The organism is Sphingobium sp. (genome assembly GCF_041987595.1).
In the GTDB taxonomy this organism is placed as follows: domain Bacteria; phylum Pseudomonadota; class Alphaproteobacteria; order Sphingomonadales; family Sphingomonadaceae; genus Sphingobium.
Window position 1 is genome coordinate 1 of sequence record NZ_JBHIWJ010000122.1, and the last position, 11,476, is coordinate 11,476.

Consider the following 11,476-nt stretch of genomic DNA (forward strand, 5'->3'; position numbering starts at 1 on the left):
CCGAACCGATGACCAGCAGCTTGCTCGGCATTTCCGGCGGGGTCATGGCATGGCGATAGGTCCACACCCGCTTGCCGTCCGCCGGGGCGAAGGGCAGGTCGCGGGCGCGGGCGCCGGTGGCGACGATGATGTTCTTGGCCGTCAGTTCCTCGGTCTTGCCATCCTTGGTGACACTGAGCTTGCCTTTCGCGACCAGCTTGCCGTCGCCCATATGGACAGTGATCTTGTTCTTCTTCATCAGGTGCGTGACGCCCTGATTGAGCTGCTTGGCGACGCCGCGCGACCGCTTCACCCCCGCTTCGATGTCGGCGCTGATCTTCTCGGCAGCCAGACCATAATCCTTGGCGTGGCTCATATAATGATAGATTTCCGCCGAACGCAGCAGAGCCTTGGTCGGAATGCAGCCCCAGTTCAGACAGATGCCGCCCAGATTTTCACGCTCGACAATGGCCGTCTTCAGGCCCAACTGGGCGCAGCGGATCGCGGCCACATAGCCGCCGGGGCCGGAACCCAGAACGATGACATCGTAATTCTCAGCCATATTATGTCTTTCTTCTTGTGCAGGAAGATCAGGCCGCCGGAGGCGCAAAGGGCGGCACGGAACGGGGCTGACGGTCCTCCCCGATCGCAACGAAGGTGAAAGTCGCCTTGGTCACGCGATAGGATCGGTCGTCATGCCGGGCACGGCGCCAGGCTTCTACATCGATCTTCATCGACGTGCGCCCAACGGATTTCAGAGTTGCAAAGACCGACACCTCGTCGCCGACCACGACGGGCCGAAGAAAGCTCATCCCTTCGACCGCGATGGTGACAGCACGCCCATGGCTGTGCCGGGCCGCGACCGATCCGGCCGCAGAGTCCATCAGGCTCATCAGCCAGCCGCCGAAAATATCCCCATAGGGGTTAGTATCGGCCGGCATGGCGATGACGCGCACCGCCGGGCTGTCCTGCGGCGGCTGCTCGTCCAGTCCAGCCATCAGGCCAGCATGCCGATCGGATTTTCGACCAGCTCCTTGAAGACCTGCATCAGGCGCGCGCCGTCAGCGCCGTCGATCGCGCGATGGTCGAAACTGCCGGTAGCCGACATAACCGTCGCGATCTGAAGCGAGTCGTCAATGACGAAGGGCCGCTTTTCGCCCGCGCCGATCGCCATGATCATGCCCTGCGGCGGGTTGATGACGGCTTCAAACTGCTTGATGCCGAACATGCCCATGTTCGACAGCGAGGCGGTGCCGCCCTGATATTCCTCCGGCTTCAGCTTGCCGTCCTTGGCACGGGTTGCCAGATCCTTCATCTCGGTCGAAATCGCCGCCACGCCCTTGCCGTCCGCACCGATCACGATCGGAGTGATCAGACCGCCGGGGATCGACACGGCCACCGAAATATCGGCGCGCTTGAATTGCAGCATCTGGTCGCCGGCAAACTGGACATTGCATTCCGGCACCTGAATCAGCGCCACGCCCAGCGCCTTGATCAGCAGGTCGTTAACCGACAGCTTGACGTTGCGGCTCGCCAGACCGGCATTGAGTTCGCCCCGCAGCTTCAACAGCCTGTCGAGCTGAACATCGACGGTCAGGTAGATGTGCGGCACCTGCTGCTTGGATTCCGTCAGGCGGCGCGCAATGGTCTTGCGCATGCCGTTGAGCTTGATGACCTCGTGCGGGATGCCGAAGTCCTGCGCAGCGACCGCCATGGGAACCGAAGCACCAGCGGCCGCGGCGGCCGGTGCCGGTGCCGACGCCTTCGCGGCGGGGGCAGCGCCTTCAAGATCCGCCTTCACGACCCGACCGCTCGGGCCGGAACCGGTGACGGCACCCAGATCGATGCCCTTCGCCTCGGCCAGACGGCGCGCCAGCGGGCTGGCCTTGACGCGGCCGTCCGAAGAAGCCGCCTTGGCGGGCACGGTCTCAGCTTTCGGCGCCGCGGTGGGCACGGCAGCCTCAGCGCTTGCGGGAACCGGGTCGGCCTTGGGCGCAGCCTCCGGCTTGGGCGCAGAAGCGTTGCCGGCGGCTACCGCGGCTGCATCCTCCCCTTCCTCGGCGATGATGGCAATCACGGTGCCGACCTTAACGCCTTCGGTCCCTTCGGACACCAGAATCCTGGCGACGACGCCCTCATCGACGGCTTCGAATTCCATCGTCGCCTTGTCCGTCTCGATCTCAGCCAGCAGATCACCGGATGAAACGGTGTCGCCTTCCTTCACGAGCCACTTCGCCAGAGTCCCCTCTTCCATGGTCGGGGACAGGGCTGGCATCTGGATCGTTTTGCTCATGGGTGGATGGCCTCTCATCTTATGAAGCATGTGGCAATGAGAAGCCGTTTCGGCGCTTTGGCCAGAACGGTCAAGGCCATCCCTTGCGCCAGCCTCAATTATCCGGCACATTTCACCAGACTGGTTCACAGCTAACCATATAGGTTCTAAAAACCAGCCTGACGCCCCGGTAAAGGGGGCTTTTGGACTTCGGATTGGGCAAGCAATGCGGACATATCTGGTTGTCGTCGACGAATCGGCCGAGGCGGAAACCGCGCTTCGCTTCGCCGCCCGCCGCGCCGCCAAGACGGCAGGCGCTGTCCGCATTCTCGCGCTCATTCCGCCTGCCGAATTCGTCCAGTGGGGCGGCGTTCAGGCCACGATGGAGGATGAGGCGCTGCAGCGCGCCGAAGCGCTGGTGACGAGCGCGGCAGGCACCTTGACCGACGAATCCGGCATCCGTCCGAGCATCACCGTGCGTCAGGGCGAGCCGGTAACGGTCGTCCGCCGCACGCTGGAGGAGATGGACGATGTCGCTGCTCTGGTGCTGGGCGCCGCTGCCAGCGGCCCGCCGGGTGTGCTCGTCTCGCATTTTGCGGGCGCGGACGCAGGCAAACTGCCCTGCCCTATCATGATCATCCCCGGCGGACTCGATGCAGAAGCGATCGATCGGCTGAGCTGAACCCCGCCTCAATCCGTCATCCAGCGATGCCGGGTCGCCGAGATCAGGTCACCGCCTGTGCTTCCCCCGTTTCGATCCGATATGCCGGATATTGGCGGGCCTTCCGCGCTTGGCTCCGGGCCTTGCCCGATCCTTCCTGAAACTCGGCCGCTGCGGCAGCGCATCGGGCAGTTCGAAACGTAGCGCCCCATTGATCGGGTCGGCCTCCGCCAGCCGCAGTTGCAGCCGCTGCCCCACCGTATAGCGATCGCCGCTCTCCACACCCTCCAGCGCACGCGCGGCTTCATCATAATAGAAGCGCTCATCGCCGAGAGTCGACACGGGGACCAAGCCATCCCCGCCCAGCCCCTCCACCGTCGCGAAGAAGCCGAAATTTTGCACCCCGGTAATCCGTGCATCGACCAGATCACCGACATGCGCCGCCAGAAAGGCCGCGACATAGCGATCGATCGTCTCGCGTTCGGCCTCCATCGCCCGCCGCTCATGGCCGCTTATCATTTCCCCGACGCGCCCCATATTTTCCATATCCTCGCCACTCAGCGAAGTGCGGTCTGGGATCACGTTTCCCTTGGGCGCGGGCAGTTCCAGCTCATAGGCGCCCACCAGTGCCCGATGCACCAGCAGGTCCGAATAGCGCCGGATAGGTGATGTGAAATGCGCGTAGGACCCGAGCGCCAGCCCGAAATGCCCCTCATTTTGCGGCGTATAGTAGGCCTGGGTCTGGCTGCGCAGGATCTGCTCCATGATCTGGGGCTTTTCCTCGGCCTCTCCCACCCGCTCGATGAGACGGTTGAAGGTGGCCGGCTTTATCACCTGTCCCAACGCGAATTCGATTTCGAAGGTCGCCAGATAATCCTTCAGCGCGACCAGCTTGTCGCGGCTGGGCGGTTCATGGACGCGATACATGACCGGCGCCTTCTTCTGCTCCAGCGCCTTGGCCGCCGCCACGTTCGCGGCGATCATATAATCCTCGATCAGCATATGCGCGTCGAGCCGTTCTCGCACTGCCACGCTGACGATCTTGCCATATTCGTCCAGCACCACCCGCCGTTCCGGCAGGTCGAGCGCCAGCGGCTCGCGCCTGTCCCGCGCCTTGCGCAGCAGCGCCCAGCAATCCCAGAGCGGCTTCAGCGCCTCGTCCAGCAGCGGCTCCTCCCGCGTGCCGTCAATGGCCGCCTGCGCATCTTCATAGGCCAACACCGCCGCGACCCGGATCACCGCGCGGGAAAAGCGCCAGTTCTTCACCTTGCCCGAAGCGTCAAGAACGAGGTGACAGGCCATCGCTGCCCGGTCCTGCCCGGCGCGCAACGAACACATGTCGGACGACAGCTGATGCGGCAGCATCGGCACGACCAGATCGGGGAAATAGACACTGTTGCCGCGCTTCCTCGCCTCCCGGTCCAGCGCGCTTCCGGGCCGCACATAGTAGCTGACGTCCGCGATCGCGACGATCGCCTTGTAACCACCCGCATTGGCGGGATCGTCGTCCGGCGCTGCCCAGACCGCATCGTCATGGTCCCGCGCATCGACCGGATCTATGGCGACGATCGGCAGATGCCGCAGATCCTCCCGCTTATCCTCATGCAGTGCGAGGTTGGACGCGGATACCGCCTCCTCCTCCACTCGCTCGGAAAAGACATGCGGAATGCCATGTTTGTGAATGGCGATCAGGCTGAAACTGCGCGGCGCGAAGGGATCGCCGAGAATGTCCGTCACCCGCGCCGTGATGCGCGGCGGTCGCCCCACCGGCTCCGCCAGCACCAGATCACCCTTCTTCGCCGTCCCCGCGTCCGAAATCGGCGTGTCCCGCCTGATCCGCTTGTCGACGGGCCGCAGCCACAGCTTGCCGTCTTGACCTTCCTCGACCACGCCCAGCAATTCCTCGCTGGCTTTGGCAAGCTTCTTCATCGGATGCGCGACCCAGCCGCGCCCGGCCTCCTCGGTCCGCGCGAGAATCCGGTCGCCGATGGTCAGGGCGCCCCGCTTGCCGCGCTCTACAACGCGCAGCCGGGGCGCAGGCTGCCCCTCCGCCTCCCAGCGTTCCGGCGTGGCGATCAGCGTGGCGTCATCGACATCGACGATCCGCAGCACCGTGACCTTGGGCACCCCGCCCATCTTGTGAAAGGCCCGTGCGGGGCCGATATCGATCAGCCCCTCATCCGCCATGTCCTTGAGCAGTGCCTTGAGCGCGATCTTCTCTGCGCCCTTCAGGCCGAAAGCCTTCGCAATTTCCCTTTTGCCCGCTGGCTGGTCGGACGAGGTGATGAAATCCATCACCTGTTCGCGCGTCGGAAAGCCGGCGGGCTGCGTCCTGGTTCGGGAGGAGGCGGATTTTTTCTGCTTTTCGGTCGATGCCATGGTCCAGCTATAGGGAGAGCCGCCACCCAGCGCCAGTGCCCCATAGCGGAAGCGGGATGGCAAATCGTTGCGGAGGGGCATGAAAAGCCCGCTCCTTCTCCTCCTTCTTCCTCTCGCCGCCTGCGCAGCCACCACCGCGCCGCCACCCCCGGCCCGCATGATCGATCGGCAACGCGCCGAACATTATATCTGGGGCGGGAAGAATGACGGTTGGCATATGGTCAGACATGACGGCATGTCCGTCATCGAGGAACGGCTCGCTCCCGGCGCCGCGGAAGTGCGCCATTATCACCGCAAGGCCCGCCAATTCTTCTACGTTCTCTCTGGCGAACTGACGATGGAAGCGGGCGGCAGCACAACCCGTCTGACCGCGGGTCAGGGTATGGAAATCCCGCCACGCATGCCGCATCAGGCGCAGAACCGCAGCAACGCTCCGGTGGAGATATTGGTCAACTCCACCCCCAAAAGCCACGGCGACCGGATCGAGGCACCTGTTCGGTAACTGACCGCGATGGCTGGTTTTGCGACAGTCCGCTTGGCGCAAATTATCGTCGAGTTTGGAGAGTGGCGTTGGGAAAGTCCAAGCGCCGACAGCCCAGCCCAATCGTTGCGCAGCGTGAATCGAACCTCCAGGCGCACGACAGGATATATTCACAGCGCACCTAAGCCAGTCTGAGCGCCCGCTCCCGCCAGGCTTCTGCCAGCGCCGGCATCCCGGCCAGCGCGCGCACCGCTTCGGGTTCATTCTTGTGCCCGCCTCCGATCAGCAGGCGGAACACCCGCGCAATCGGCCAATCCGGCAAAGGCCGCTCCAGCAGTTCCATGCGCGTGCCAGCTTCCGCCTCGCCCTCCCGGATCACGCGGAAATAAATGCCGCAGCGCGCCGTCTTCACGATCGTCGCCATCACGTCCCGCTCGCCGAACCGGTGATCCAGCTTCCAGCAGGGCTGCCGCCCATGGCTCACCTCCACCACGGCGCTGCCCAGGGAAAAGCGATCCCCCAGGCAAATCTCTTCCTCCGTCATCCCACGGGAAGCGATATTCTCGCCAAAGGCGCCCGGCGCATCCAGCAGGGCGTGCCCCGGCTTGCGATCCTGCCACCAGCCATAATGGTCCTGCGGATAAAGATGGATCGCCTTGTCCCAGCCGCCATGATGGACCGTATCCGCCACGGCATCGCCTTCAAGGCCAAGCCAGCCGATCCGCACCGATCCATCGACCGGCCGCTTGGCAATGGCGCTGTAATCGCCATCCCGGAAAGGCACCGGCTTCCCCGTCAACAGGGCTTCGATCGTCATGGAGTTCTGGCTCATGCCTTCGTCCTGCCATGAAAGCAGGCAGTTGGCCAACGCCAGTCGAACGAAGGCGGCCTTAAGCCGGACTCAGTTCAGATCCCAGCTTCAGCACCTCGCTGCCGCTGTCGGTCGTCACCAGATAGGCCGGGTTGCGACTTGATCCGTTACGCCGGATGAGCACGCCCTCGATGTGGCGCTCAACGTGCCGTTCGAACCTCTCCGCAATCCTTCCGCGGCCGACGCCCTGCCCCCAATTCCACTTGACCCTCACTCCTTTGCGAAAGCGTTCGGTCATTTCGACATTCTCTCCTGAAGGGGCAACCGCGTCGGCCGATTTTCCATGCCGCCGCCTGCAAAATTCCCGATTGCGTTTAGGGTTCCCTTGGGTTTTTCGATCGTGTGCGTTAAGGGGCGCCACATGGATGTTAAGGGGCTTCGCGTCGCTCTCTTCAGCGGCAATTACAATTATGTCCGCGATGGCGCGAACCAGGCGCTCAATCGCTTCGTCGGCCATCTGCTGCGGCAGGGGGCTGCGGTGCGCGTTTATTCCGCCACCACTGACAGCCCCGCTTTCGAGCCGACCGGCGATCTGGTGAGTGCCCCGTCCGTCCCGGTCCCCGGTCGCCGCGAATATCGGATTCCCTACCGTATGTCGGGCGCCGTCCGCCGCGACCTTGCGGCCTTCCGACCCAATCTGATCCATGTCTCCAGTCCCGATCCGCTGGGCCATCGCGCCGTCGCATGGGCGCGCAATCATGGTCTGCCCGCTGTCGCTTCGGTGCACACGCGGTTCGAAACCTATCCGCGCTATTATGGCCTCGCCTTTCTGGAACCCGCGATCGAATCGCTGCTCCGCCGCTTCTACCGCCGCTGCGACGCCATCGTGGCGCCGTCCGAATCCATGGCCCAACTGCTTCGCGAACAGCGCATGAGCTATGATGTCGGTATCTGGACCCGCGGCATCGACAGGGAAATCTTCAATTCCAGCCGCAGGGACGCAGGCTGGCGCCTGTCGCTTGGTATCGCGGACGACGAAGCCGTCATCGGCTTTATCGGCCGGCTGGTGATGGAAAAGGGCCTCGACGTCTTTTCCGACACGATCGACCATCTGACAGCCAAGAATGTCCGCCACAAGGTGCTGGTGGTCGGCGAAGGCCCCGCACGCGAATGGTTCGAAAATCGTCTGCCGAACGCCGTCTTCACCGGCTTCCAGAAAGGCGCCGATCTGGGCCGTGCGGTTGCCAGCATGGACATGCTGTTCAATCCCAGCGTTACCGAAACCTTCGGCAACGTGACGCTTGAAGCCATGGCCTGCGGCCTTCCCACCGTCGCCGCACGCGCCACGGGCAGCGAGAGCCTGGTTACGGAAGGCGTGACCGGCCGCCTGATCCGCCCCGGCGCCATCACCGCCTTTGCCGATGCGCTGACCGCTTATTGCACCGATCCCGCCGCCCGCGCCGCCGCTGGTGCCGCCGCAATGCAGGAGGCGGAACGCTATGGCTGGGATCAGGTAAATCAGGCGCTGGTCGACACTTATCTCCGCATCATCCGCCAGCGCGAACATGGCGCGTTCGTCCGTTCAAGTCCTGTTCCCTGAAAGCCAAAGCCTTCCTATATCGAAGGCGATGGCTGACCTTTTCGCTCCCGAAGACACACCGACCACCACCCCGGCCGATGCCCCGCTGGCGGACAAACTGCGTCCCCGCACGCTGGCCGATGTTGTGGGACAGGATCATCTGACCGGGCCGGATGGCGCGATCGGCCGCATGGTGGCGGCGGGACGCCTGTCCTCGATCATATTCTGGGGACCGCCGGGCACGGGCAAGACCACCATTTCCCGCCTGCTCGCCGACGCCGTGGGGATGCGCTTCGAGCCGATCTCCGCCGTCTTTTCCGGCGTTGCTGACCTCAAGAAGGTCTTTGCCGCCGCCAAAGAACATGCCCGGTGCGGCGAAAAGACCCTGCTCTTCGTGGACGAGATCCACCGCTTCAACCGTGCTCAACAGGACAGCTTCCTGCCATTCGTGGAGGACGGCACCGTCACGCTGGTCGGCGCCACGACGGAAAATCCCAGCTTCGAACTCAATGCCGCGCTCCTTTCCAGAGCGCAGGTGCTGATCCTGCGCCGCCTCGACGCCGGCGCGCTGGAACGCTGCGTCATGGATCCGGCGCCGAAGCCCTGACCGGACGCCCCCTCCCGCTCGATCCTTTTGCCCGCGAAGCCCTGCTCGCCAGCGCGGATGGCGACGGCCGCTTCCTGCTCAATCAGGTCGAAACCCTCTATTCGATCGACATTCCGGAACCGCTCGACCGGGCCGGGCTTTCCGCCCTGCTCCATCGCCGCGTCGCGGTTTATGACAAGGATCGGGAGGGGCATTACAACCTCATCTCCGCTCTTCACAAAAGCCTGCGCGGCTCCGACCCGCAGGCCGCGCTCTATTATCTCGCCCGCATGCTGACCGCTGGCGAGGAACCGCTTTACGTCCTGCGCCGCCTCGTCCGCTTCGCTACGGAGGATATCGGCCTCGCTGACCCGCAGGCGATGGTCCAGTGCCTCGCCGCCAAGGACACATATGAATTTCTCGGCTCCCCCGAAGGCGAACTCGCCATCGTGCAGGCCTGCCTCTATTGCGCCACCGCGCCCAAATCCAACGCCGCCTATGCCGCAATGAAGTCAGCGTGGAAGTCCGCCCGCGACACCGGATCGCTGACGCCGCCGCAGAACATCCTGAACGCGCCCACCAAGCTTATGAAAGCCATTGGCTATGGCAAGGGCTATCAATATGATCATGAGGCGGCCGATGGCTTTTCCGGCGACAATTATTGGCCGGAAGAAATGCAGCCGCAGACATTCTACGCCCCCACCGACCGGGGCTTCGAAGCGCGCATCGCCGAACGCATCTCCTATTGGAACCGCTTGCGGACCGAACGCCGCCAGTCATGACCTCACGCTTCGCCCGCTACGCCGTCATCGACTGGTCGGGCGCCAAGGGTTCGCGCCACAAGGGGATCGCCATCGCACTTTGCGAAGCCGGAGACGCCGCTCCGAGGCTGCAATATCCTTCGGACGGCGGATTCTGGTCGCGCCGCGCGGTCGTCGAGTGGCTGATCGTAAAGGCGGGCGAAGCCCCCACCCTGTTCGGCTTCGATTTCAGCTTCGCTCCGCCCTTCGTGGCGCGCGGCGGCTATCTGCCGGGAGATGCGGTGCCGGTCACCGGCCCGGCCTTCTGGGCCTATGTCGATCATGTCTGCGATGATGAGGATCTTGGCGCCGCCAGCCTGCTGGAGCGGACCCACCGCCGCCATTTCTACTTCGGGAAGGCCGACGGCACCAAGGCGGACTATATGCACAACCGCCTGTGCGAAGCGCATTACAACGCCCAGGGCGGCGGAAAGCCCTCCACCGTCTATGACGCCATCGGCGCCGCGCAGGTCGCCAAGGCAAGCTTTGCCGGCATGCGCCTGTTGCATCATGTCCACGCCCATGTTCCGGTCTGGCCTTTCGATCCGCCGCCCCCGACCGGTTCGCTGGTCGTCGAAATCTACACCAGCATAGCGGCCCGCGCCGCCGGCCGGCCCAAGGGGCAGACCAAGATGCGCGACCTCACCGCACTCAACGACGCCCTGCTGGCGATCGAATCACAGCCGCATGAAGGCCTGGCTCCCGACGATCATGGCGCCGATGCCATTCTCACCGCCGCCTGGCTTCGCCGCGCGGCTGCCCGTCCCAGTCTGTGGACGCCGCCATTGCTCGATGCAAAAATCGCTGCAACGGAGGGCTGGACGTTCGGTATCATCTGATAGTAAGGCGCTCCCCGTCCGAAACGGGCGCGCCGGATTAGCACAGCGGTAGTGCAGCGGTTTTGTAAACCGAAGGTCGGGGGTTCGATCCCCTCATCCGGCACCATTCAACCAAGCCGTTGCGGGTTGGGCATTTTGGCCTAAAATCGCCCAATGGCACTTGAACGGCTGAAACGCCGGGCACGCGGGCTGAAGCTCGAAGTCATCGCCTTATGACTCGCCGCCCGCGATCGCCGAACGCCGATGTTAGCCAAAATCGTCGCTGCCAGCGTCGCAGCCTTCGCGCTTAGTCCGATTGACCTCATCATCGTGCCGCTGGGAATAGCTCTGGCAATCCCATTGATACCGCCTGCACTCATGGCCGATTTCCGATCCCGGGCATCACTCATGCCCCAGCGCCCGACGAGCAGAATGGCGATGACACGCATCCTCATGTTCTGGCTCAGCCTGCCCTTTCAGCTGACGCAGTCAGGCAGGCCAACGCAAAATGGGGGCCGGCATTTCTGCCGGTCCCCACTTCCGTCGTGTCTCTCGATCCGCTTCTCTTTCAAGATGCGATCATCGGACTCGGCGCGCGATATTTCCGCCTGAAAGACTTCCATATCGTGTTGGCTCCGTTTGCCCGGCCGGCCGGCCGTTCTCCCGCAGCCGCCCTCTCTATTCGATGCCCGACGTTCACTTTCGCGCGTGCACAGCATCGTCCATGAAAGGACCATCGGTTTTCCACATTTTCCTTCCGGTCCATGCTTCTTTCCCGACGATCGAAAAGTTCTTCAAGTCATTGATTTCTCTCTGACTTTGGCATCCAGATTTCTCTGTCTCCCGTCCTTTTCGATAAGGAGATCGTCTCACCAAAAGCGAGTCGTTCAAAGCGAAATCTGACGCTCCGATGACGGCTCAACCCTAAAGCTGTGGATAAGTGTGGATATTTTTTTGCCCCCCGGATCAGGGAAGAGAATCCTGTGGCGACCAATTTGGGGGCGCCAGCGAAAAGCCGGAAAATTCAAAGCCCGGCACAACGGTGCAACTCACCAAAGTCCATCCACCCAGCGGCCGCGCCGCCTGCCAATGATGTGCAGGGACGAAAAT

The 11,476-nt window shown here is 63.4% G+C and carries 11 protein-coding genes, 1 tRNA gene and 1 pseudogene; 6 read left to right on the forward strand and 7 right to left on the reverse strand.

Translation table 11 applies throughout. The annotated features are described in order from the left end of the window. The 3 genes from ACFC3J_RS20050 to ACFC3J_RS20060 form a co-directional block, all read right to left on the reverse strand. The coding region (locus ACFC3J_RS20050) for an FAD-dependent oxidoreductase (RefSeq protein WP_375197791.1) at nucleotides 1-541 on the reverse strand (541 nt) is incomplete at its 3' end. A gap of 28 nt (nucleotides 542-569) precedes the next feature. Next, nucleotides 570-977, reverse strand: a complete 408-nt coding sequence (locus ACFC3J_RS20055) for an acyl-CoA thioesterase (RefSeq protein WP_375197792.1) — start codon at nucleotides 975-977, stop codon at nucleotides 570-572. Then, nucleotides 977-2,272, reverse strand: a complete 1,296-nt coding sequence (locus tag ACFC3J_RS20060) for a pyruvate dehydrogenase complex dihydrolipoamide acetyltransferase (RefSeq protein ID WP_375197793.1) — start codon at nucleotides 2,270-2,272, stop codon at nucleotides 977-979. Before ACFC3J_RS20060 ends, ACFC3J_RS20055 begins: the two co-directional genes overlap by 1 nt. 205 nt (nucleotides 2,273-2,477) lie before the next feature. Between ACFC3J_RS20060 and ACFC3J_RS20065 the strand changes: the two genes are divergently transcribed. Continuing rightward, the gene (locus tag ACFC3J_RS20065; protein WP_375197794.1) at nucleotides 2,478-2,933 is read left to right on the forward strand and encodes a universal stress protein; all 456 of its coding nucleotides are present in this window, start codon (nucleotides 2,478-2,480) and stop codon (nucleotides 2,931-2,933) included. Between the two features lie 48 nt (nucleotides 2,934-2,981). Here the strand turns inward: ACFC3J_RS20065 and rnr are convergent, their stop codons facing one another. Further along, nucleotides 2,982-5,291, reverse strand: a complete 2,310-nt coding sequence (gene rnr / locus ACFC3J_RS20070) for a ribonuclease R (RefSeq protein WP_375197800.1) — start codon at nucleotides 5,289-5,291, stop codon at nucleotides 2,982-2,984. Between the two features lie 79 nt (nucleotides 5,292-5,370). On the opposite strand from rnr, the gene ACFC3J_RS20075 reads away from it, so the two are divergent. Further along, complete coding sequence (locus tag ACFC3J_RS20075) at nucleotides 5,371-5,793, forward strand: cupin domain-containing protein (RefSeq protein WP_375197795.1); 423 nt, start codon at nucleotides 5,371-5,373, stop codon at nucleotides 5,791-5,793. A 160-nt stretch (nucleotides 5,794-5,953) separates the two neighbouring features. Here ACFC3J_RS20075 and ACFC3J_RS20080 read toward each other — a convergent pair whose 3' ends face one another. Continuing rightward, nucleotides 5,954-6,604 (reverse strand): MOSC domain-containing protein, encoded by a 651-nt coding sequence (locus ACFC3J_RS20080; protein ID WP_375197796.1) that lies wholly within the window; start codon nucleotides 6,602-6,604, stop codon nucleotides 5,954-5,956. A 58-nt stretch (nucleotides 6,605-6,662) separates the two neighbouring features. Continuing rightward, nucleotides 6,663-6,881 carry a DUF2945 domain-containing protein gene (locus ACFC3J_RS20085; RefSeq protein ID WP_375197797.1) on the reverse strand — a complete coding sequence of 73 codons (219 nt, stop codon included), beginning with the start codon at nucleotides 6,879-6,881 and terminating at the stop codon, nucleotides 6,663-6,665. A 123-nt stretch (nucleotides 6,882-7,004) separates the two neighbouring features. Between ACFC3J_RS20085 and ACFC3J_RS20090 the strand changes: the two genes are divergently transcribed. The 4 genes and pseudogenes from ACFC3J_RS20090 to ACFC3J_RS20105 all read left to right on the forward strand — a co-directional run bounded on the left by ACFC3J_RS20090 (nucleotide 7,005) and on the right by ACFC3J_RS20105 (nucleotide 10,493). After that, nucleotides 7,005-8,183 carry a glycosyltransferase family 4 protein gene (locus ACFC3J_RS20090; protein WP_375197798.1) on the forward strand — a complete coding sequence of 393 codons (1,179 nt, stop codon included), beginning with the start codon at nucleotides 7,005-7,007 and terminating at the stop codon, nucleotides 8,181-8,183. A gap of 28 nt (nucleotides 8,184-8,211) precedes the next feature. Then, nucleotides 8,212-9,530, forward strand: a pseudogene (locus ACFC3J_RS20095) (replication-associated recombination protein A). Beyond that, complete coding sequence (locus ACFC3J_RS20100; protein ID WP_375197799.1) at nucleotides 9,527-10,387, forward strand: hypothetical protein; 861 nt, start codon at nucleotides 9,527-9,529, stop codon at nucleotides 10,385-10,387. The pseudogene ACFC3J_RS20095 and the gene ACFC3J_RS20100 overlap by 4 nt, the downstream one beginning before the upstream one ends. Before the next feature lie 31 nt (nucleotides 10,388-10,418). After that, a tRNA-Thr gene (locus tag ACFC3J_RS20105) sits at nucleotides 10,419-10,493 on the forward strand. A gap of 839 nt (nucleotides 10,494-11,332) precedes the next feature. Here ACFC3J_RS20105 and ACFC3J_RS20110 read toward each other — a convergent pair. Further along, the coding region (locus ACFC3J_RS20110; protein ID WP_375197801.1) for a cupin domain-containing protein at nucleotides 11,333-11,476 on the reverse strand (144 nt) is incomplete at its 5' end.

What these genes read in the sequence shown, in the direction of transcription:
- ACFC3J_RS20055 (WP_375197792.1), bottom strand. Translation starts at nt 977, where the DNA reads ATGGCTGGACTGGACGAGCAGCCGCCGCAGGACAGCCCGGCGGTGCGC.
- ACFC3J_RS20090 (WP_375197798.1), top strand. Translation starts at nt 7,005, where the DNA reads ATGGATGTTAAGGGGCTTCGCGTCGCTCTCTTCAGCGGCAATTACAAT.
- ACFC3J_RS20060 (WP_375197793.1), bottom strand. Translation starts at nt 2,272, where the DNA reads ATGAGCAAAACGATCCAGATGCCAGCCCTGTCCCCGACCATGGAAGAG.
- ACFC3J_RS20100 (WP_375197799.1), top strand. Translation starts at nt 9,527, where the DNA reads ATGACCTCACGCTTCGCCCGCTACGCCGTCATCGACTGGTCGGGCGCC.
- ACFC3J_RS20065 (WP_375197794.1), top strand. Translation starts at nt 2,478, where the DNA reads ATGCGGACATATCTGGTTGTCGTCGACGAATCGGCCGAGGCGGAAACC.
- rnr (WP_375197800.1), bottom strand. Translation starts at nt 5,291, where the DNA reads ATGGCATCGACCGAAAAGCAGAAAAAATCCGCCTCCTCCCGAACCAGG.
- ACFC3J_RS20080 (WP_375197796.1), bottom strand. Translation starts at nt 6,604, where the DNA reads ATGAGCCAGAACTCCATGACGATCGAAGCCCTGTTGACGGGGAAGCCG.
- ACFC3J_RS20085 (WP_375197797.1), bottom strand. Translation starts at nt 6,881, where the DNA reads ATGACCGAACGCTTTCGCAAAGGAGTGAGGGTCAAGTGGAATTGGGGG.
- ACFC3J_RS20075 (WP_375197795.1), top strand. Translation starts at nt 5,371, where the DNA reads ATGAAAAGCCCGCTCCTTCTCCTCCTTCTTCCTCTCGCCGCCTGCGCA.